Source organism: Allobosea sp. 2KB_26 (assembly GCF_052115715.1).
Classification (GTDB): Bacteria; Pseudomonadota; Alphaproteobacteria; order Rhizobiales; family Beijerinckiaceae; genus Allobosea.
Genome location: NZ_JBFRHE010000009.1, coordinates 1 through 21,328 on the forward strand (window position 1 = coordinate 1; position 21,328 = coordinate 21,328).

The window sequence follows — 21,328 nt, forward strand, 5'->3', positions numbered from 1 at the left end:
TTGATGTCTTGATGTCGCCGAGGCCGAACTCGCGCTCGCCATTCACCGTCAGGGCCGGTTGCGCGATCACCGGCGTGATCCAGCGCGTGATCAGGTTCCAGTCCTTGTTCAGCGTGATCGGGATCACGGGCTGGATGTTGAGGACGTTCTGCAGCTGTTTATGCGGCCCGACATTGAAGTTGAAATTGTTCTGGAAGGGCAGGCTGATCATGTCGGCAACGGGGTTCTGCGCCGCCTTGGCCAGATCGGCCGTGCTTTTCCCGGGCTCTTCTTGCGCGATCGCGAACGAGCTTCCACAACCCGCAAGGATGGCGGCCGCGAGCCTCATTCCCAACCGCCCGTAGCCAGTACGTCGCCCAGCCATGAGGTGCTCCGTCTGTAATCCAGACCGTTCACCCTCCAGTGGAACAGAGTTCCCTTCGGCGCGCCAGATTACGTACTGCTCGCCGTGCGCAAACCTGTGCCTGTGTTGCTTGCGTGATACATGTCACGAAGCTTGTGGCGAGGATTATCTGTGCCTGCGTCAGTCTTCGATGCGTTAAGGTTGCGAGCCTGTTCGGAGTAAATCCGAACAACGGCGAACCTGACGTGATCTTATTCACGAAATTCCGCACGAATTCGTCGAGCCACTCATGAAGCGGGTCGTGTAAAGCAGCGCCGCCAGGTCCATGCCGGCATGCTGGCGATCTTGGATTGGAATTTGGCCGGTCAGATTAAGTAAATATGTCACACTCATCGCTGCTGAGCAATTGGTGGCAAGTTGCAGATTGAACGGGAGCAGTCTTCGACGGATGCTGAGCATGGAATTCTAGAGCATGAGTCGCAAAGAAGGGGATTGCGATGACACTCAACCACGCGAAGATCTGCGGCGTCACCTTGTCGATGATGCTCGGACTCGGCAGCGTCGTGGCGCAGGCCGCCGATCTGCCACCCCCGGCTGCACCCGTAGCGCCCATCATGACCTCGGCATGGGCCTTCCGGTTCACGCCCTATGGCTGGCTCACATCGCTCAACGGAAACCAGACGGTGAAGGGGCGAACCGCGAAGGTCGATGCCAGTTTCATCGATGTCGTCGATGCGACACTCGGAGATGGGGGAACATTGTTTGCCCTGATGGCGGATATCGAGGCCCGCAACGGCCGGTTTTCTCTTCTCGGCAATTTCGTCGGGCTCAAGGTCAGCGTTGATCGCAGTGGTGTCAGGACACGCAGTGCGACGCCGGATATCTCGGGTGCGGTCGGCGCGTCCGGCGATGCCAAGACCTCGATGGCTATCCTCGAAGCAGGGGCTGCTTACGAACTGGCGCGCTACGGATCGGTCAGTTTCGACGTGCTGGCGGGCGCGCGCTACTGGTATCAACGCGCCGATCTCTCCTTCGATCTGGGCGCGACCGTCGACGTCGGAGATCTCAGATTCGGGCGCAATGTGGCGATCGCCCGCTCTGGCTCGGTGGATTGGGTCGACGGTTTTGCGGGCGCGCGCATGCGGATCGGCGTCGCGCCCGGCCAGGAAATCGTCCTGCGCGGCGACCTTGGCGGCGGCGGCAGCAAATTCTCGTGGCAGGGCATCGCTGCTTACAGCTTCGATTTCGCCGAGAAGAACGGTGTCACCTATTCAGGCGTCCTCGGTTACCGGGCGCTCTACGCCGACTATGCGCAGGGCGAGGGACGTCGGCGTTACGCGTTCGACATGTTGATGCATGGCCCGGTCGTCGGGCTCAGCCTGCGGTTCTGAAGCACGGCCAGAATGCCGGATCCTGACGGCGGACGGACGTTGTCGAGGTGACAACGCGCGGCAGGGACGCCGATCGGGGGCAACCTCCTGACAAGACAGACCTGCGCGCTCATGCAACCGAAAGGGCAGATGCGGATGAGAACCGAGCTTTCTCTCTTCGTCGGAACCTTCACGACCTTGCTTGCCATCATCAATCCGTTCGAGGTTCTGCCGGTCTACCTCAAGCTCTTGTCGGGCAAGGATAACGCAACGCACCGCACGGTGGCCCTGAAAGCCTCTGTCTATGCGCTGTTGCTTTGCTTCTTCTTCTTCATTTTCGGAACCCTCCTGCTTCGGATTTTCGGTGTCCCGCTCAGCATGGTGCGGGTCGTCGGCGGCATCATCCTGATGAAGATCGGCTTCGAGCTGTTCATGCCGAAGAAATCGGGCGACGATCTGGGCCTCTCGGGCGCCGACACCGGCGGGTCGAACATCGCTTTCGTGCCGCTGGCGATGCCGATCATGTTCGGTCCCGGCGGCATCGCCACGATCATCGGGATGACTGCGACGATCAAGGATTCATCCAAGGAAATCCTCTCGTTCATCGCCATTTCGACGGCAATCGTCGCGACGATGTTCACGACCTATATCTGCCTGATCTATGCCGAGAAGCTCACGCAAAGAATCGGCCCCATGGGAATCGACGCGATCACGCGCATTGTCGGGTTCTTCGTCTCAGCGATCGGGGGTGGCCTGATTTTCGACGGCGTGATCGAAGCCCTGCAAACGCATGGGGTGACCGCTTTGCATTGAGCATGGTCTCCGTCTGCGAAGCGTGCCTTGCTCACCCTGCCTTGCGATGCCGCTCGGTGTTTCATGGCCGCACACCGACGTGCAGGCGGCCGCGGCCTATTCCGGCACGGCGTAAGCCGCGCGGTCGATGCCGTGACGGGCGAGTTTGTCGTAGAAGGTCTTGCGCGGGATGCCCAGCATCTCGAGGGTTGCGCGGACATCGCCGCGATTGGCTTCCAATGCCTCGCGGATCAGGTTGGCTTCGATCGCGGTGAGGCGCTCGGGCAGGCTAGATGGTGCTATATCCTCGCGCGCCTGCGCCGCCGGCACGTCGCCGGAGAGCCCGAGCGCTACGCGTTCGGCGAAATGGACCAGTTCGCGGACATTGCCTGTCCACGCATTCTCGACCAGGTGGCGCTCGACGCTGCGGTCCAGCACAGGCACCTCGCGCCCGTATTTTCGCGCCGCCCGGGCGAGGAACTGGGCAAAGAGCAGCGGCACGTCGCGGCGCCGTTCGCGAAGGGGTGGGATGCGCAGCGTGACGACGTTGAGCCGGAAGTAGAGATCCTCGCGGAAATCGCCGCGTTGGGCAGGGTCGCCGAGATCGAGCTTCGTCGCCGCGACGACACGCAGGTCGACCCGGCGCAGGTCGTTGGAGCCGAGCGGCGAGATCTCGCGCATCTCCAGCACGCGCAGCAGCTTGACCTGCGCCGCGGGCGGCATGCTCTCCAACTCGTCGAGGAAGAGCGTGCCGCCGCTGGAATGCTCGATACGGCCGATCCGCCTCTTCTGCGCACCCGTGAAGGCGCCGGCTTCGTAGCCGAAGAGCTCGCTCTCGATGACGCTCTCGGGCAGCGCGCCGCAATTCAGGGCGACGAAGGGCTTGTCGCGGCGGCGACCCAGCCGGTGCAGCAGGTTGGCGACAACCTCCTTGCCCGTGCCGGTTTCGCCCAGAACCAGGACGTCGACATCGACATCTGCGAGATCGCGAATGGTCTGGCGCAGGCGCAGGATCGCAGGCGCCTCGCCGAGCAGCGCGGTCTCCTCGTCGGAACTGGCGGCAAGTGCGCGCAGGCGCCGGTTCTCGATGATGAGCGCGCGCTTCTCCACCGCACGGCGCAAGGTTTCGACCAGGCGCTCGGTCGAATAGGGCTTGGCGATGAAATCATAGGCGCCTTCGCTCATCGCCTCGACCGCCATGGCAATATCCGCATGACCGGAAATCACGATCACCGGAATGTCCGGATCGAGTGCGCGCAGTTGCCTGGACAAGGCGATGCCGTCCATGCCTGGCATACGCACATCGGTGACGACGACGCCGGCATAGTCCGGGCCGATACGGTCAAGCGCAGCCCGGGCCGAACCCAGCGGCACCGCACGGAAGCCCGCGAGGCGCAGAGCCTGGGCATTGGCGTCACGCAGATCGGGATCGTCATCGACGAAGGCGACCTCGATGACATCCTGGGTGCTGTCGGGACCGGTCATGAGGCTCTCTTCAGGCTGATCGTGAAGGTGCTGCCCTCGCCGGGGCGGCTGGCGGCATTCAGCGTGCCGCCGAAGGCCGCGACGATATCATGCGAGATCACCAGCCCGAGGCCGAGTCCGCGCGACTTCGTGGTGCGGAACGGGGTGAAGAGCGCCGCCAGGGCCTCCGCGTCGAGCCCCGGTCCGTTATCGACGATGGCGATCTCCACGTACTCGGCTTCAGTCGCGATGCTGATGGCGAGCCGCGGTGCCTGCCCGTTCCGCCGCTGGGCCATGGCCTCGATGGCGTTGCGCATCAGGTTGACGAGGACCTGTTCGAGTTCGACCGGGCGGGCAAGCACCGAGACCGGCGGGGTCAGCGCCGGGACCACCGGCGTGACGCCGGCCTGGCGTAGCGCGGCATCGAGGATCATCAGCGCGCCGTCGATCGCCTCTCGAAGATCGACCGGCCCAAGCGGCCCCCCGCCGCGCCGCGCGAAGCCGCGCAGCGTGTCCGTGATGGTGCCGATCCGCTCGGTCAGCCTGACGATCTTGCCGAGCGCGCCGTCGACGCTGGCCGCATCCGTACGCTCGAGGAAGGCGCGGGCATTCTCGGCATAGGTCCGCATTGCCGCGAGAGGCTGGTTGATCTCGTGGGCGACGCCGGCCGTGACCTGGCCGAGCGTCGCGAGCCGGTTGGCCTTCGCCAATTCCTCGCGCGCATCGGAGAGGCGCTCCTGCGCCCGCGTGCGCTCCGCCATCTCTTCGACGAGCCGCTCATTCGCTCCGGCGAGCGCGGCGGTGCGCTCGGCGACGCGCCGTTCGAGCTCGTCCTTGATCCGCGCCTCGGCGCTGCGCCGGGCGAGATTGACCTGGCGGCGGCGCAGCGCCAGCGCGCCGAGCGCGGCGCCCGGCATGAGCAGGAGCGCGATGAGCGTCTGCAACTCCGCCCGCTGGTCGCGGATCGCCTGGTCGACCGGGAGGAGCACTTCGAGCCTCCAGTCGGTGGTCGGGATCGGGATACGGGAGGCGATATGCGCGCCGGCAACAGCGCCGGTGCCGCGGACGATTTCGCCCTCGCGCTGCAAGGGCAACAGCGTCAGCGGCGCGGCGCCGAATTGCAGCGACTGCCTGATGTCCGCTGCTGTCTGCGAGGCGAGGGCCTCTTCGATCCGGAAGCGCCAGTCCGCAAATGTGGAGAGCAGCACGACGCCGCGCTTGTCGACGACGAAGGTCTGCCCGCCCAGCGCCCGCCAATCGGCCTCGACCTGGTCGAACTCGACCTTGACCACGATCACGCCGAGAGCGGTCTCGCCGTCGTCCACGCGGCTGGTGATGTAGAGCCCGGGACGCTTGCTGACCGTCCCGAGCGCAAACTGCTCAGCTGCGCCGCCGGAGACGGCAGCGCTGAAATAGTCGCGGAAGGCGTAGTCGTTGCCGACGAAACTCGTCGGCTCGCGCCAGTTGCTCGCGGCGATCGTGATCCCGTCCTTGCCGAGCACATAGATCACGGCGGCGCGGGTTTCGCGCGCGATCGCCTCCAGCTTGCTGTCGAGGGCCTGTCTGTCGCCATCGACCAAGGCTGCACGCACGTCGGGATCGCGCGCCAGGATGACCGGCAATGCGCGCTGCTTCTCCAGTTCGCCGCGCAGGATCGCGAGCGCCAGCGTGCCGGCATCCTCGGCGCGGGCGCGCGTCGTCGCGATGGCGCGGTTACGGCCGATGTCGCCGGCGATCACGAAGGCGACGACGGCGATGGCCGCGACCAGGAGCGCGAAGGTAATCCAGAGGCGCCTGGCGGCCCGGCGATCACGCTCTTCCGGCAGGGGCATGGTCATGTCCCATCATGTGCGGAAATCCGCACAAATCAACCCTTCGCTGTGCGGGGCGCCGCCAGGGTATCTCCGGAACGGGGAGGTCAAGGCCGATCAAGTCTTTGAAATAGAGCGATTAAATTCATCGCAAGGGCTTGGCATGGCGATTGCCAACAGGGCGGTCAAGCGGCGTCCAGAACAGCAAGAACACCGCGAGACCGACCCAAGGAGGAAGCCATGGCGATCACGCTCGACCAGGCGCCGGCACAGCCGGCCCCTGCCAGGAAATTCTATCAGCATCTCTATGTGCAGGTGCTCGCGGCCATCGCGGCCGGCATCCTGCTCGGTCATTTTTGGCCGGAGCAGGGCGCTGCCCTCAAGCCGCTCGGAGACGCCTTCATCAAGCTGGTGAAGATGATCATTGCGCCCGTCATCTTCCTGACGGTCTCGACCGGCATAGCCGGGATGAGCGACATGCAGAAAGTCGGGCGCGTCGCCGGCAAGGCGATGATCTACTTCCTGACCTTCTCGACCCTGGCACTGGTCGTCGGCCTGGTGGTCGGCAATCTGCTGCAGCCAGGAGCCGGCCTGCACATCAATCCCGCCAGCCTCGACGCGAAATCGGTGCAGGGCTACGCGACCCAGGCGCATGATTCCAGCGTGGTCGGCTTCCTCCAGAACATCATCCCGAACACGATCGTCGGCGCCTTCGCCTCCGGCGACATTCTGCAGGTGCTGTTCTTCTCGGTCCTGTTTGGCCTGTCGCTCTCGATGGTGGGCGAGCGCGGTAAGCCGGTGCTCGACTTCCTGCAGGCGCTGTCGGCGCCGATCTTCAAGCTTGTCGCCATCCTGATGAAGGCGGCCCCGCTCGGCGCCTTCGGCGCCATGGCCTTCACCATCGGCCGCTACGGCATTGGCTCCGTCGCCAATCTGGCGATGCTGATCGGCACCTTCTACCTGACCTCGGCGATCTTCGTGCTCGTCGTGCTCGGTGCGGTCGCGCGCTATAACGGGTTCTCGATCCTGGCGCTGATCCGCTACATCAAGGACGAGATCCTGCTGGTGATCGGCACCTCCTCCTCTGAAGCCGCGCTGCCGAGCCTGATGGAAAAGATGGAACTGGCCGGCTGCAAGCGCTCCGTCGTCGGCCTTGTCGTGCCGACCGGCTACTCGTTCAACCTCGACGGCACCAATATCTATATGACGCTGGCGGCGCTCTTCATCGCCCAGGCCATGGACATCCACCTGCCGCTTGGCGACCAGATCCTGCTGCTGCTGGTGGCGATGCTCAGCTCGAAGGGCGCAGCCGGCATCACTGGCGCTGGCTTCATCACACTTGCCGCTACCTTGTCCGTGGTGCCGGCGGTCCCGGTCGCCGGCATGGCGCTGATCCTCGGCATCGACCGGTTCATGTCGGAATGCCGTGCCGTGACCAACTTCATCGGCAATGCCGTCGCCACGATCGTCGTGGCACGCTGGGAGGGCGAACTCGATCAGGACCAACTCAGGGCCGCGCTGAGCGGCAGCCTGCCGGACCCGCTCGACGAGCCCTTGATGGCCCCGGCGGAGTGAGCCCTGCCGGCGCGGGCTGATCAGTCCGCAGCGCAGGGCCATGCCTGATCGGCCTCGCGCCGGTCGGGCATGGCCCTCGCCACCTGCCTGGGGGGGCGCTGCACTCTAGAAGCCGCGATCGGCCGCGCCTCCCTTGAAGGCAGCAAGCGCAATGGCGACGAACGCGCCGACGCTTCCCAGGGTGCGGGTCTCCCGGCGTGTGACCAGATACTCTCCGGCCACCACATTGAAGTCGCTGACAGTCAGCGCGCGCAGCCGGGGGTCGAAGCCGCGCTCGCGGTCGAGCACGATTCCGATGCCGATCCCGGTCGCTACGGCCTCCTTGACTGCCTCCCGGCTGCCGAGGACCAGATGCGGCGCGATCTCGACGCCGTGGTCGGCCAGCGCCGTCTCGAAGAGATGGCGGGTCATCGAGCCGGCCTCGCGCGTGACGAGGCGCTGACCCAAAAGTTCGCCCGCCTCGATCTGCACGCGCTCCCACCAGGGATGACCGGCATGCACCAAAATCTCCAGACGCTGATCGAGCAGGAAGTCGCAGGCAAAATCGGGATGCGGCTCGCGCAGCGTCGCGATGCCGATATCGACACGGTGCTGCGCGACGAGGTCCAGCAGGTTGCTGGAGTTTTCGAGCCGCAGGTCGAGCTGTACGCCCGGATGCTCGGCGGTAAAGCGTTTCAGGATCGGCATGGCCACATAGGGCGCGCACAGACCGATGGCGAGGTGTCCGGTGGCAAGGCTACGGCCGTCGCTCATCCGGGCTGAGATGTCGTCGAGCATCAGGATCGCCTGCCTGACTTTCGGCAGCAGGTCCAGCGCGTCCGGCGTCAGTTCGACGCCGCCCGCCATGCGCAGGAACAAGCGCGTCCCGACAGCATCCTCGAGGGATTTCACATGCTGCGTGATCGCGGGCTGGCTGACGCCCAGCGCCTGGGCGGCGGCTGAGAACGTGCGATGGCTCGCGACCGCGTGGAAGGCACGGAGTTGGGACAGGTTCATGGGGCGGGCCGGCGTTAGAATAAGTAGAGCTTCATTCCAGTGTCATACAATTTAGCAACACTTATATCACGACAGCTCCTAAAGGCACGGAGACATTCATGCCAAGCCCCAGCATCAAAGGCCTCACACGGATCGCCGCCATCGCGGCGGCGGCGTTCACCCTGGCAGGCGGCGCCGCGCTCGCCAGGGAGGTCGTGATCTACAACGCCTCCGACAGCGTCAACACCGCCCTCGTCGGCGCCTTCAAGAAGAAACATCCCGATATCGACGTGAAGTTCGTATCGGGTTCGACCGGTCCGATCGCCGAGCGCGCCATCGCCGAAAAGGGCAAGCCGCAGGCCGACGTCGTCTATCTCGTCAACAACGCTGCTCTGGAGCAGCTCAAGCAGGCCGGCGTGTTCGAGCCCTACGAGCCGAGGGGCTCGAAGATCCTGCCCGCCTTCCGCGACGATGACGGCTTCTACAGCAAGTACTTCGCGACGACGATGTGCATGGTCGTGAACAAGGAGCGGCTGGCGCAAAAGGGCCTGCCGATGCCTGTGACCTGGGAAGATCTGATCAGGCCGGCTTATCGCAAGGAGATTTCGCTGCCGTCGCCGCTCAAATCCGGCACTGGCGGCGCCATCCTCACCACTTTCGTCGACGCTTTCGGCTGGCCGTTCGTCGAGAACCTGCACGAGAACGTCTACCAGTACTCCGATGGCGGCTCCGGCGGCGCCCAACTGGCCGGCGCAGGCGAGGTCGCGATCGGCCTGACCTTCGATACGACCTGCTTCGAGACCAAGGCCTCGGGCAAGCCGGTCGAGATCGTCTATGGCCGGATCACGCCCAACGTGACGGAGGGCGGTGGCCTCGTCGCCGGCGGGCCCAACCCGACAGAAGCCAAGGTCTTCCTCGATTTCATGGCGAGCGACGATGCCGCCGCTGTGCTCGGCAAGGTGGTTGGCGCGACCGCGGTGCCCGGGCACGGCCTGGTCGATCTGAAGCAGATCACGCTCTGGCAGATGCGCCGCCCGGTCGACATGACCGCGTTCCGGCGCGAATTCGCCAGCCGCATCCTCAAGCAGTGACGGATCCGGAACTGTGATCGAACTGGCGACCCCGCCTGTTGCCGCAGAGCGGCCGGCCCTCGCGAGGGGCCGGCCGCATCTGGCTGTGCGCGATATCGTCAAATCCTATGGCGGCTCCGCCCGGGCGGTCGATGCCGTCACACTCGATCTCGCCAGGGGCGAGTTCGTGACCCTGCTCGGCGATTCCGGCTGTGGCAAGACGAGCCTGCTCCGGATCATAGCCGGCTTCGTGCGGCCAGATGGCGGGCGCGTCCTGCGCGCGGAGGAGGATGTCACCGACATGGCTCCCGCGCGCCGGCGCATGGGCTTCGTCTTCCAGTCCTACGCGCTGTTCCCGACGAAGACCGTCGCGGAAAATATCGGTTTCGCGCTCACGATCGCCTCGCGCGGCCGCGAGGAACGGGAGCGTCGCGTCGCGGAGCTGGCGCGACTTGTCGAGATGGAGCGGCTGCTCGAACGCTATCCGCACGAATTGTCCGGCGGCCAGCAGCAACGCGTCGCGCTGGCACGTGCGCTCGCGTCCGATCCCGAGGTGTTGCTGCTCGACGAGCCGATGTCGGCACTCGATGCGCGCATCCGCGTCAAGCTCCGCAATGAGCTGCGGTCGATCATCGACAGGCTCGGCATCACGACCCTCTATGTGACGCATGACCAGGAAGAAGCCCTGGCCCTGTCCGACAGGGTCGCGGTGATGTGCAACGGACGCTTCGAGCAGATCGGCACGCCCGCGGAAATCTATCACCGCCCCGGTTCCATCTTCGTCGCGCAGTTCATCGGCGTCTCGAACCTGATCGAAGGGCATGCTGTGGCCGGCGGCGTGGACGCCTATGGCGAGCTCTGGCCCATGGCGCTCCCACCCGAGATCAGATCCGGCGAACGCGTCACCGCGGTCTATCGGCCCGAGCATATTGCGGTCGACTCAGCTGCCCACTCCGGGGTAATCGGGCTCCCTGGGCGGATCGCGGGCTCGGCCTTCCTTGGTGCCGTCGTGCGCCTCACCGTGACGCTCGACTCCGGGCGGACTGTCATCGCCGATTGCCCGTCGCACGAGGCGGAGCGGATCGGCATACGCGGCGCGCCGGTCATCGTCATGCCGGATGCACGCCGCGCGGCGCTGATTCCGGCGCGGGGGCGGTCATGACGCGCCTGCTGCGCCAATTGCCGCGCGCACTCGCGAGCGGCATCGTCACGCTGCTGCTGCTTGTCTTCATCGGCGTGCCGATCGGCGCGGTATTGGTCAACAGCTTCGTCATCTCCGGCCCGATGCCACCGGCACGGCTCAGGGCTGTCACGGTCGATGCGCTTGATCGGCTCCCGACGGAAGACAGGGCGGCCCTGATGCGCCGCTGGAGCGAGTCGGCGACCGAGCAGGAACGCGTCGAAGCGAGCGCGACCGCATTCCGGCTCGCGGGGCTGACACCGCCATGGGACCGCACTGCCCCCTATTCCGAACAGGCCGGGGCAATGCAGGCCGCGCTCGCCGCGCTGGGGCCGCTGGACAGGGCCGAGGTGGCCGACAATCAGGCGATCGCGCATGTGATGTTGCACAAGCGGACTGCGCTCGCCTTCAGGGTGAAGGGCTTGATCGGCCAGCAGGCGTTCGACACGCTGCGCAACGGCTCCGAGGAGCGCTGGGGGATCGACCACTACCTCAAGGTTTTTCAGGATTCCTATCTGCGAAACGCTGCATTCAACAGCCTGATGCTCGCCGGCCTGTCGGTGGTCTTCACGGTGTCCCTGGCCTTCGCGCTGGCTTACGGCATCAATTGCGGCGGCGTGCCCTGGCCTTCCGTGATGCGGGGCGTCTTCCTGATGCCGCTGGTCGCACCGCCGGTGCTGATCGCGACCGCGACCGTGATGCTGTTCGGCCGGCGCGGGTTGGTGACGCATTCGCTGCTCGACCAGGGCCTCGGGCTCATCGACGCTGACGAGACCAATCTCTACGGTCTTCTCGGCGTCGTGCTGGCACAGACATTGTCGTTCATGCCGGCGACGCTGATCATTCTCGACAACGTCCTGCGCCGGCAGGACGGGCGCATCGACGAGGCTGCCGCCGGGCTTGGCGCCGGTCACTTCACCACCTTCCGCCATGTCACGCTGCCGCTGGCCTTGCCCGCGATCAAACGCGCGATCGTGCTCGTCTTCATCATGAGCCTCACGGATTTCGGCAATCCGCTGATTCTCGGCCGCGATACCCCCGTTCTCGCCGGGATCGTCTATGACGAGATCACCGCCTACAGGAATACGCCGCTTGCAGCCGCGCTCTGTGTCTGGCTGATCATCCCCTCCCTTCTGCTCTATCTCGGCCTCGAGTTGTTCGGGCGCCGCAAGGGCTATTCGAGCGCGAGCATCGCGGGGCGCTCCGAGCTGCCGATGCCGCGCTCCTGGCGCATCGGCCTGGCCGCGCTGGCCGGGACGGTCGGTGCGCTCATCTTCGCGGTCTATGGCACCATGGCGCTGGGTGCGGTGACAAAGGTCTGGGGCACCGACTGGAGCCTGACGCTCGGCCATTTCACGGGAGAAGCCGCACAGGTCGGCCTTGCCGGCACGGGCTATGGCAGCTCCGAGCGCGGCCTGGATCTCGTCTGGGAAAGCCTGCGCATCGGTGTGATCGCGGGCCCGGTGGGCGGGTTGTTCGCCGTGGTGATCGCCTATGTCGTCGAACGCCTGCGGCCGCCGGGCGCCAACCTCATCGTCTTTCTCGTGTTGGTGCCGGCGATCCTGCCGGGCATCATCTTCGGCATCGGTTATATCGTTGCCTTCAACATTCCCTTCGGCATTCCGGCTCTGTCGCTGACCGGCACCTCGGCGATCCTGGTCGTCAACATCCTATTCTCGAACATCTTTGTCGGCGTGCTGGCCGCCCGCGCAGCCCTCCAGCGTGTGGACCGTTCCATCGACGAAGCGGCGGAAAGTCTCGGCGCGGGCCTCATCCTGCGCTTCCTGAACGTTACGCTGCCGATCTTGCTGCCTGCCCTGCTGCTCGGCATGCTCTATGTCTTCATCGACGCGCTGACGACGCTGTCTTCGATCATCTTCCTGGTCTCCGGCAACCATAAGCTCGCGTCGGTGGCGATCTTCAATCACGCCAGCTCCGGAGAATTTGGCTACGCCGCCGCCAAGAGCCTCGTCCTGCTGGCCTTCGCTCTCGCCGCGATTGGCCTCGCAAGACTGATCGAAAGGCGCAGGGAGCCTGGTCGGCGCCGGCTCTCGCCACTGCGTCGGCCGACGTTGCCGCGCTTCTCAGGATTCTCGAAATGACGATGGCCATGGAAGACGATCTCGTATCGCGCGACGCAACTGCCTTCTTCCACCAGAAGGGATCGAGCCCCTGCCTGTCGACGCTGCGCGCAGCGGAGGGCATCTGGCTCGAGGACAGCGAGGGGCGCCGCTTCATCGACCTGCACGGCAACACCGTGCACCATATCGGGCATGGTCACCCCGAGGTGATCGCGGCGTTGAAGCGTCAGCTCGACACGTTGCCCTTCGCGCCGCGCCGCTTCACCAACGAACCCGCAGTTGGGCTGGCCGAGAAGCTGCTGGCGTACTGGCCCGGTGCGCGCGCCAAAGTTCTCTTCGCGACCGGTGGTTCGGACGCGATCGAGATCGCCCTGAAGCTGGCGCGCGTGACGACGGGCTGCCACGAGACGATCTCGCTGGAAGGCTCCTATCACGGGCACGGCTTCGGCGCTTTTGGCCTGTCGAAAGCCGCAGCGGACCCGCGTCTCGGCCCCTTTCTGCCGGGGCGTCGGCACGTGACGCCCTATTGGGCGCCGGACGGAGCGCGGCGCATGCTCGCGGAGATGCGCGAAGCCTTTGGGAGGTCTGAGACCGGCATTGCGGCCGTTGTCGCTGAACCGATCCGCTCCAACTGCCATGTCCCACCGGACGGGCTCTGGGCCGAAGTGCGCGATCTCTGCAACCGGCACGGCGCACTGCTGATCTTCGACGAGATTCCCTCGGGCCTCGGCAAGACCGGCCGCTTCTTCGCCTTCGAACATGTCGGCGCCATACCCGACGCGGTGGTGCTCGGTAAGGCGCTCGGTGGTGGGCTCCTGCCGATCGCCGCCGTCATTGCCGACGCGCGGCTGGACATCGCCCCCGAGCTCGATCTCGGCCACTACACGCACGAGAAGAACCCGCTCACCACGCGAGCCGCCCTGACTATGATCGATATCGTCGAGCGTGACGGGCTGGTGCGGCGCGCCGCCGAGCTTGAGCGACGCATCAGGTCGCGCATCGCCGCTCTTGCAAGCGAGGCCCCCGCCATCCTCGGCGTCCGAGGGTGCGGACTGCTGCTCGCCATCGAGTTCGACCCCGCCGCTTTCGGCATGACCCCCGGCCCGGCATTCGCGGCCAGGCTCGTGTCGCGCTGTTTCGAGGTCGGCCTTTCGACGACGTCCAAAGGGCCGGCCAGCATCGGCTTTTCTCTGCCCATGACCGTGACCGATGCCGAACTCGAACTGTGTTTCGAACGGCTCGAAAGGATAGCCGCGGCGCCGGCTTGCTGAAAACGCGCCGCTGTCGCGGCGTACCTGCAAGATGCCGCGTCCGGTCTGCGGGAGGGTCCGCACCATGGTCGGGGGGCATCCCTGAGGGCAAGTGCCCCGCTGGCTCTCCGCTACGGGAGAGCGCGAGGAAAAGTGCTTGATAGAACCTCTTAAAGGGGTATAGGCGGTTACATGGACGCCAGCGACCCGCCACCCCCCAGCCGCGCTGTGAGCTTGCCGCTTATCGCCAGCGAGCTCGCCTTCGATTTTGTCAATTCTGTCGCGGATCGGGGGGGGACGCAGCATGCGGAGTATCTGCACAACGGGTCCGATATCGTCCTCTGGGCGCATCTCGCAAAGCTGCTCAGTGACACGGACAGGGATGCGGCCCTGGCAATGGTCGGGGCCGACGAGGTTCTCGCTTCCCGGCTGCTGAGCGAGGCCCATGCGCTCCGGGAAACCATCTACGAGATCGGCGCGGCATTGGCCCGGCGTGATACGCCGCGGGAGGAGGATCGCGCGGCGTTGACGGCGGTTCATGCCCATTGCCTGAGCCGCGCGCGGCTCTCGACCTCAGGCGGCGGCTTTGCCTGGACATGGGACCCGTACACGGCCCTCGTCGAGGCGGTGCTCGGGCCGATCGCGCTCTCGGCTCTCACCGTGATGACCCAGCAAGATCTCGCGCGGGTCAAGCGCTGCGAGGGAGATCACTGCGGCTGGCTCATGTTCGACACGACCAAGAATCGGCGGCGACGCTGGTGCGAGATGGAGGTTTGCGGCAACCGCGCGAAAATGCGCGCGTTTCGAGCCCGGAAGTTCGAAGCCAGCTGAAGCAGTAGTCGAACCTCGTTCTTCCGGAGACCTCATCGCGTGATGTCATGATCTGGGATGACAGATCTCCAGCACGATGATGCCGGGTCGATAGTGAAGGTGCTTGCGCGCGATTGTGGATTGACGCAAAGGGACTTTGGGGGAGGCTAGAGCGAATATGGCTGAAGACTGGGTCAGGGAGCGGGCCGAGAAGTCGCTTTCGCAGATGATCGACTGGATTGGGCGGCATGATAGCCGCAGCGCCGGGCTGATGGGCATCACAGTTGCTATGATGGGCGCACTCTCGGCTGCAACGCCTGCCGTCAAACAATGGAACGGCATTTTTATGTTTGCCCTGGCCATTGCCGCAGGCGGGTTCGCGACGGTTCTGTATCAGTTGATGCGCGGCCAGATCCCTCGCCTGCGGGCAGGTAAACCATCACTCTCCTTTTTCGGTACTGTCGCAGGGCTCCCGCAGGACGAATTTCGTTCTCGGTTCGTCAAGATGACGGAAGAGGAATACCTCGATGACGTGTTGAACCAGTGCTACGTCAACGCCCGGATACTGCGTTCGAAGTTTCGCTGCCTCAAGCGCGGGCTGATTGCACTCTTGTTGACTGCCGTCCCGTGGACATGGGCCATATCCCTGGCCAAGTCACTTTAATCGGAGCTTGGAAATCTTCTCCGGTATGTTGCCTAAAAGACACAGCCGGACGGTAGGTCGTCCCCTAATACCTGTAACCAGCGAAAGCTAGTTAGACGGTTTTGGATTGCTCCGGGGGCTTCACCATGTTCCGCCGCGTCGTTTGCCGGGGATTCGCCGGCCTCATGGTTGTGGCCGCGACGTCAACGGCGGGATCAGCTCAGGAGCCTTTGCCGCGATCGACTCCTCGCGCTGGCGCCATCGTCTCCGCAAAGGGGGGCGAGGAATTGCAGCTGCAGCGAGAGCCGCGCTGGCACCCGGCCGTCGTGCGCCAGGACGTGGTTGGTGGCGATACGTTGCGCACCGGTGAGATCGGGACGCTCGGCATCACCTTTCAGGACCAGACGACCATTCGCGTCGGGCGCCAGTCGACGCTCGTCGTCAACCAGGTCGCAGCGGCGACGGGCACCACCGAACTGACAGTGCCGAATGGCAATGTCTGGGCCCGCGCCTCGCGCGGCGGTACCGGCGTGACCGTGAAGACACCGGCCGCCTCGGCCGCGATCCGCGGCACCGACTGGTCGCTGTCGGTCCAGGGCGACCGCACGTCGCTGGTTGTGCTGGAAGGTGTCATCGAGTTCAGCAACCCGCAGGGCTCGGTCACGGTCCGCCAAGGAGAGGGCGCAACGGCACGGATCGGAGAACGCCCGACCAAGACCGTTCTCGTGAAGTCCGACGATCGCGAGCAGATGCTGTTTTACATGGAGCTGCGCGGCCTGTTTCGTGGGTTGCCGGCGACGCGTCTCGACGGCGCTGCCCGGCGCAGCGAGCGCGCGCGGCTCGCCGCCATCCCGATCTCGGCGCGCACGACCGAGGATTGGGTCGCCATCGCGGAAAATGGCATGGGCCAGGATCCACGCGAGATCGTGCTGCACGCGGTGGCGGAGGCGCGCCGGCGCCTTGGCCAGCGCCCGGCCTTCATCCCGGGCCCGGACGAGGACTGGACTGCGGCGCGGCGCGGTCCGGCCCGGACGCAGGCGAACCGTTCCAGCCAGAGCGCCCGCCTCGATCTCGTCGAGGCGATGCTCGCTGGTTCGGCCAAACGCTACAAGGAGGCGGCGGCTCTGTTCGCGCGGGCGGCGCGGGGCACGACCGGCCGCCAGCACCTGACGGCGAAATGCGGCTATTACGCCGCCGCCACGATGGCCGAACCCAAGCGCGTCCTGCCGATGCCTCCTGTTGGTGGAGCGGACCAGAATGTCTGTGCCGCTTATGTCCTGGGCTTCGGCAAGGGCCTGGAAGACGCGGCGAAGGTGCTGCGCCAGACGGAGAAGGCGGCGCCCCGCCACCTGCTCTCCTCGATGGTGTCGGCGCAGGTCTCGTTGCTCCTGAACAGGCGCGACGAGATGCGTGCCACCGTCGAGCGCATGCGCGCCATCGATCCCGACAGCCCCGAGACGCTGCTGGCTTCCGGATACCTCAAGAGCAGCATCGACAGCGATCTCGATGGGGCCGTCGCCGATTTCGCGCGGGGCACGGAGGTCGCTCCCGGCGATGCCACGCTTTGGAACGGGCTTGGCCTCGCCGAGAGCGCCCGCGATGCGCCGCTTGAGGCCGAGCGTGCCTTCCGGCGGGCTATCGCGGTCGATCCCGATGATCCCGTCGCCTACGCGAATCTCGCCACTCTCTTGCTCGACCAGAGCCGCGTCGACGAAGCCGGAAGACTGATCGAGAAGGCCTTGGCGCTCGATCCCTCGCTCGATGCCGCCTACACCGCCAAGGGGCGCTACTACCTGCAGAAGGGCGACATGGCGAAGGCGCTGGAGTTCACGCTCGCCGGAAGCGCCGCCAATCCTGCTGACGCGCAGAGCCTGCTCGCGGTCGCCATTGCCCAGTACCAGAGTGGCGATCTGGAAGTGGCCGGCCAGGCGCTCGACAATGCCGACCGGCTCGACAAGAACGACCCTGTCATCTCCATCGCCCGCACCGCCATCGCCGTCGACCAGCTCGAGGCCGATGCCGCCATCATCAATGCGCGCGAGGCTGTGAGACGCTATCGCAATCGCGGGGGCTATTTCGCGGCGCTGGCGACGACGAAGACCGGTGGTTCCTATCTCGGGCAGGCCTATCGCCTGCTGAGCCTCGAGGACTGGGGGCGCTATTACACCGACCGCGTCGCCGATCCGTTCAGCGCCACGAGCTATTTCGACCAATCGGCAGCGCGCCGCGCCCGGCCGCTCTTCGCCCGCCCGACGCTCGACCAGATCGAAGGCGGTACCGCCGATGTCGCCGGTAACCTCATCCTGCAGGGCTTGTTCTTCGATCCGCTGGCGGTCTCCGGCCGTATCGGTCGCATCGATCTGCTGCGCCGGCCCTTCATCGACATCGAGTTCGGCGGCTCTCTCATACGCCGCAATGGCCGCAACGGCTGGCAAAGCGAGGCCACGGTCCAGGCCTTCAGCAACGAGCCGGTGCCGACATCGGTTTCCTTGTCCTATAACCGGATCGACACGGGCAATCGCCGCGGCCGCGCCGGCGGCGAAGACGGCCAGTCGGCGGCGGCATTCGTCGGTATCGCGCCCAGTGCGGCCGATCGCTTCCTGCTCTGGGGCACGGTAAACTCAGCCAAGCCGGATCTGATCGCTCCGGCGATCAACCTCTTCGACGCTGATACGAATTCGGTGAAGACCTATCAGGCCGGCGCCGGCTGGAGCCACACGTTCGGCTACCGTAACGTGCTGACCGGTGCGGTGGTCGCGACCAGGGCCGATCAGTCGCAGCGTCGGACTGCGACGAATGCGGGAGTCGTCGTCGATCCGATGTTCGGGCCGTTCTTCCTGTCGCTCGATACGCGTGAGCGGAAGGACACGAAGGTCGATTCGGCCACGGCGGCGCTCAGCCATACCTTCGGCTTCGGTAACTTCACCTTGCGCAGCGGCCTCGAGGGCCAGAACGGACGCATCCGCAGCTTCATCGCGCAAGGCGCGACACTGTCGATTCCCCTCATCGCTTTCTCGGAAAGCAACGACACATTTGACGGCACCCGCAGCAATTTCACGGCGGGTCGCGCCTATACCAATCTGCAATGGCAGCCCTCGGACAAGATCCAGATCGAGGGGGGCATCCAGCTGCTCGGCACCGATATGGGGCCGGCGCGGTCCAAGACCTATGCCGATCCGCGCGTCGGCATAGGTTTCTCCCCGATCGATAACCACTGGCTGCGCGCGGCCTGGCGGCGCGACACCGAATTGCCGAACGGGTTTACGTTGTCACCAGTGACCACGGTGGGGCTGGTTCCGAACGCCCTGCCGGTCCAGCTCGGCGGCAACAAGGAAACGGTGGCGCTGCGCTGGGACGCCGAATGGACCCAGAACATTTTCACCGCAGTCGAGTACCAGAACCAGCGAGCCCGAAACCTGCGGCTCGATTTCCCCGACACGCTCGACAGTTTCGATCTGAACAAGGCCAGGATCGACTATGTCACGGCGACTGCGAATGTCTGGCTGACGCATGGCATCGGCGTCTTCGGCACGATCGGCATGGCCAATTCCAGTACGATCGACGCAAACGGCCTGGAGGTCGACGTGCCGTTCGTGCCGCCTCGCTTCGCGCGTGCCGGTCTGACCTTCGTCCATCCCAGCCGCATCAAGTTCTCGGTGATCGAGAACTATATCGGCCCGCGCTACGACAGTCCCGGAGGCGTGAAGCTCGATCCTTTCTGGACCACCGACCTCGCGGCGAGCTACGAAACGCCGGATCGGCGCTTTCTGCTGGGGCTCTCCCTGCTCAACGTCTTCGACAGGCGCTACGAGCAGGTCGCCGCGCGCGTCGGCACCAGCGAAGCGATCCTCGGCGCGGGCCGCACGATTGCCGGCTCACTCAAGGTCCGGTTCTGATGGCGCGCGCAGCGCCTGCCCAAGGCCGGGTCGCCGCGGCGCTGCTTCACCGCTACAGGGCCCTTCAAATCGAATTGCGCGGGCGCCCCCGCCTGCGCAACATTTTACTGGCAGCGCTGGTTTCACTTCTCATCGTGCCGCTGCATGGCCGCGCCGGCATCAGGATCGTCGAGGCCAGGGTCTTCGATATCCTGACCATGATCGCCCCGCCCCAGCCGGATCAGCCCGGGGCCGTGATTGTCGCAATCGATGAGCCGTCCTTCGCCGAACTGTCCGAGCGCTGGCCCTGGTCGCGCGCAACTCACGCCCGCCTGGTCCAGAGCCTGAAGCAGGCAGGCGCGAAGGTCATTGGCCTCGATATCATCTTCTCGGAACCGTCGGGTGAAGCTGCCGATGCCGCTCTTGCCGCTGCGCTCGCACCCGGCATGGTGCTGGCGGCAGATCGCGAAGTCATCGCCATGGACCATGGCACGCAGGTCTCGCTGGTCGAGCCCCTGCCGGCGTTCACGAAAAATGGCGCGGAAACCGGTGTGACCTCCGTCGATCTCGACAGCGACGGCGTCCTGCGGCGAATGCCACGCATCGAAGGCAGCTTTGCCGCCGCGCTCCTTGGCCAGATTGGCGACCCCGTGCCTGCGGCCCCCGAGCGTGCGCTGATCCAGTATCTCGGCGGACCACGTACCTATCCGACGGTCTCCTATTATCAGGCGCTCGATCCGGGCGCCTTTCTTCCGCCCGGCCTCCTCAAGGACAAGGTCGTGTTGGTCGGATTCAACCTGAAGGCGGCACCGACTGCCGCGTCCGGTGCGAACGATGCGTTCTCCACGCCCTACACCATGAAAACCGGGACACTGACCTCGGGCGTCGAGATCCACGCCACTCTGCTCGATAATCTCAGACATGGGCTCTGGATCAGACCCGCACCGCTCAGCGCGATCGCAACCGTGGTCCTGCTGTGCTCCCTGATCGGCTGCGGCACGGGCTCGGCGGCCATCACGTGGCGCACGGGCGTGATCGCGGCGGCAAGCATCATTGCCATCGCCGCGGGCAGCTGGCTCCTGCTGCGCTATGGTCGGATCTGGCTGCCGCCGGTGACGCCGACGCTTGCAGCCTTCATGGGCTTCGGCGCCCGCTTTGGAATCGACTATGCCCGCGAGCGCCGGCTCCGCGCCGCCGTTTCGCAGGCTTTCTCCCGCTATGTCACGCCCGATCTGGTCGAGGAACTCGCGCGCAACCCCGATTCGTTGAAACTGGGCGGCGAGCGGCGCGAGATCAGCGTCCTGTTCTGCGACGTGCGCGGCTTCACCAGCCTGTCGGAGCGCCTGAAGGACGACCCGATCCGGCTGACCAGCATCATCAACCGCCTTCTCGATGCGCTGTCGGAACAGGTGCTGGAGGCCCGTGGCACGATCGACAAATATATGGGCGATTGCGTCATGGCATTCTGGAACGCGCCGCTGCCCGATCCGAACCATGCGAGTGCCGCCATCACCGCTGCGCTCAGAATGTCCCAGGCAGTCGAGCGCTTGAATGCCGAACTCCAGATGGAGGAGCCCGGTCTGCCGCCGCTTGCTGTCGGAGTGGGGGTCAACACCGGCATGTGCGTCGTCGGGAATATCGGGTCGCGCTGGCGTTACGACTACTCCGTTCTGGGCGACGCCGTGAATCTGGCGTCGCGATTGGAGGGGGTGACCAAGGATTACGCGGTGCCGGTCGTCATCGGAGACGGGACCGCGCGCGCGATCGAGGACGCCTTCTTTGTCTTTGAGCTCGACCGCATCGCCGTTCGCGGGCGCACCGAAGCGACGCCGATCTTCACGGTGCTGGGCGAGGCAAGCCTGCGCAACACGCCAGAGGGGCAGGCGCTCCTGTCAGCCCAGGCACGACTGCGTCCTGCATTGGCCCAGGGCGATACGATGTCGTCCCTGGCCGAACTCGACGTCGTCGCCTCGGCCTGGCCAAGCTTGACGGAGTACACTGCGAAGATGCGCGGGGCCGTGACGGCGCGAGTAGAGCCTATCTGACGATAGGAGCGGTCTCGAGCGCGATCCGAGGACGGAGCGATCAG

14 protein-coding genes and 1 pseudogene are annotated in these 21,328 nt (G+C 65.4%); 11 read left to right on the forward strand and 4 right to left on the reverse strand.

All coding sequences use genetic code 11. The annotated features are described in order from the left end of the window. Positions 1 to 364 (reverse strand): annotated as a pseudogene (locus AB4099_RS21980) (transporter); the annotation flags it as partial. A 476-nt stretch (positions 365 to 840) separates the two neighbouring features. On the opposite strand from AB4099_RS21980, the gene AB4099_RS21985 reads away from it, so the two are divergent. Together AB4099_RS21985 and AB4099_RS21990 are read left to right on the forward strand one after the other, a co-directional pair. Then, positions 841 to 1,734 (forward strand): hypothetical protein, encoded by an 894-nt coding sequence (locus tag AB4099_RS21985; RefSeq protein ID WP_441479626.1) that lies wholly within the window; start codon positions 841 to 843, stop codon positions 1,732 to 1,734. A 129-nt stretch (positions 1,735 to 1,863) separates the two neighbouring features. Next, on the forward strand, positions 1,864 to 2,526 hold the full coding sequence (locus AB4099_RS21990; RefSeq protein WP_441479627.1) for a MarC family protein: 663 nt from the start codon (positions 1,864 to 1,866) through the stop codon (positions 2,524 to 2,526). Positions 2,527 to 2,622: 96 nt separating this feature from the next. On the opposite strand, the gene AB4099_RS21995 is transcribed toward AB4099_RS21990, so the two are convergent. Both AB4099_RS21995 and AB4099_RS22000 read right to left on the reverse strand, forming a co-directional pair. Further along, the gene (locus tag AB4099_RS21995) at positions 2,623 to 3,990 is read right to left on the reverse strand and encodes a sigma-54-dependent transcriptional regulator (protein ID WP_441479628.1); all 1,368 of its coding nucleotides are present in this window, start codon (positions 3,988 to 3,990) and stop codon (positions 2,623 to 2,625) included. Beyond that, the gene (locus AB4099_RS22000; RefSeq protein WP_441479629.1) at positions 3,987 to 5,807 is read right to left on the reverse strand and encodes a sensor histidine kinase; all 1,821 of its coding nucleotides are present in this window, start codon (positions 5,805 to 5,807) and stop codon (positions 3,987 to 3,989) included. The genes AB4099_RS21995 and AB4099_RS22000 overlap by 4 nt, the downstream gene beginning before the upstream one ends. A gap of 213 nt (positions 5,808 to 6,020) precedes the next feature. On the opposite strand from AB4099_RS22000, the gene AB4099_RS22005 reads away from it, so the two are divergent. Beyond that, the gene (locus tag AB4099_RS22005) at positions 6,021 to 7,355 is read left to right on the forward strand and encodes a dicarboxylate/amino acid:cation symporter (protein ID WP_113515038.1); all 1,335 of its coding nucleotides are present in this window, start codon (positions 6,021 to 6,023) and stop codon (positions 7,353 to 7,355) included. Between the two features lie 105 nt (positions 7,356 to 7,460). On the opposite strand, the gene AB4099_RS22010 is transcribed toward AB4099_RS22005, so the two are convergent. Next, positions 7,461 to 8,351 carry a LysR substrate-binding domain-containing protein gene (locus AB4099_RS22010; protein WP_441479630.1) on the reverse strand — a complete coding sequence of 297 codons (891 nt, stop codon included), beginning with the start codon at positions 8,349 to 8,351 and terminating at the stop codon, positions 7,461 to 7,463. 98 nt (positions 8,352 to 8,449) lie between these two features. Between AB4099_RS22010 and AB4099_RS22015 the strand changes: the two genes are divergently transcribed. The 8 genes from AB4099_RS22015 to AB4099_RS22050 all read left to right on the forward strand — a co-directional run bounded on the left by AB4099_RS22015 (position 8,450) and on the right by AB4099_RS22050 (position 21,284). Beyond that, positions 8,450 to 9,421, forward strand: coding sequence for an extracellular solute-binding protein (locus AB4099_RS22015; protein ID WP_441479631.1), 972 nt, complete (start codon positions 8,450 to 8,452; stop codon positions 9,419 to 9,421). A 13-nt stretch (positions 9,422 to 9,434) separates the two neighbouring features. Beyond that, on the forward strand, positions 9,435 to 10,562 hold the full coding sequence (locus AB4099_RS22020) for an ABC transporter ATP-binding protein (protein WP_441479632.1): 1,128 nt from the start codon (positions 9,435 to 9,437) through the stop codon (positions 10,560 to 10,562). Continuing rightward, entirely contained in the window at positions 10,559 to 12,682 is a 2,124-nt protein-coding gene (locus AB4099_RS22025) for an ABC transporter permease (protein WP_113515044.1), read from the forward strand. The genes AB4099_RS22020 and AB4099_RS22025 overlap by 4 nt, the downstream gene beginning before the upstream one ends. Next, the gene (locus AB4099_RS22030; protein ID WP_441479633.1) at positions 12,679 to 13,932 is read left to right on the forward strand and encodes an aminotransferase class III-fold pyridoxal phosphate-dependent enzyme; all 1,254 of its coding nucleotides are present in this window, start codon (positions 12,679 to 12,681) and stop codon (positions 13,930 to 13,932) included. The genes AB4099_RS22025 and AB4099_RS22030 overlap by 4 nt, the downstream gene beginning before the upstream one ends. A 171-nt stretch (positions 13,933 to 14,103) precedes the next feature. Next, a complete protein-coding gene (locus AB4099_RS22035) occupies positions 14,104 to 14,742 on the forward strand; it encodes a CGNR zinc finger domain-containing protein (protein WP_113515046.1) in 639 nt (212 codons plus the stop codon). Between the two features lie 157 nt (positions 14,743 to 14,899). Continuing rightward, positions 14,900 to 15,385 carry a Pycsar system effector family protein gene (locus AB4099_RS22040; RefSeq protein WP_113515048.1) on the forward strand — a complete coding sequence of 162 codons (486 nt, stop codon included), beginning with the start codon at positions 14,900 to 14,902 and terminating at the stop codon, positions 15,383 to 15,385. Positions 15,386 to 15,651: 266 nt separating this feature from the next. Then, positions 15,652 to 19,260, forward strand: a complete 3,609-nt coding sequence (locus AB4099_RS22045) for a FecR domain-containing protein (RefSeq protein ID WP_441479634.1) — start codon at positions 15,652 to 15,654, stop codon at positions 19,258 to 19,260. Then, complete coding sequence (locus tag AB4099_RS22050) at positions 19,260 to 21,284, forward strand: CHASE2 domain-containing protein (protein ID WP_441479635.1); 2,025 nt, start codon at positions 19,260 to 19,262, stop codon at positions 21,282 to 21,284. Before AB4099_RS22045 ends, AB4099_RS22050 begins: the two co-directional genes overlap by 1 nt. Positions 21,285 to 21,328 lie beyond the last annotated feature (44 nt).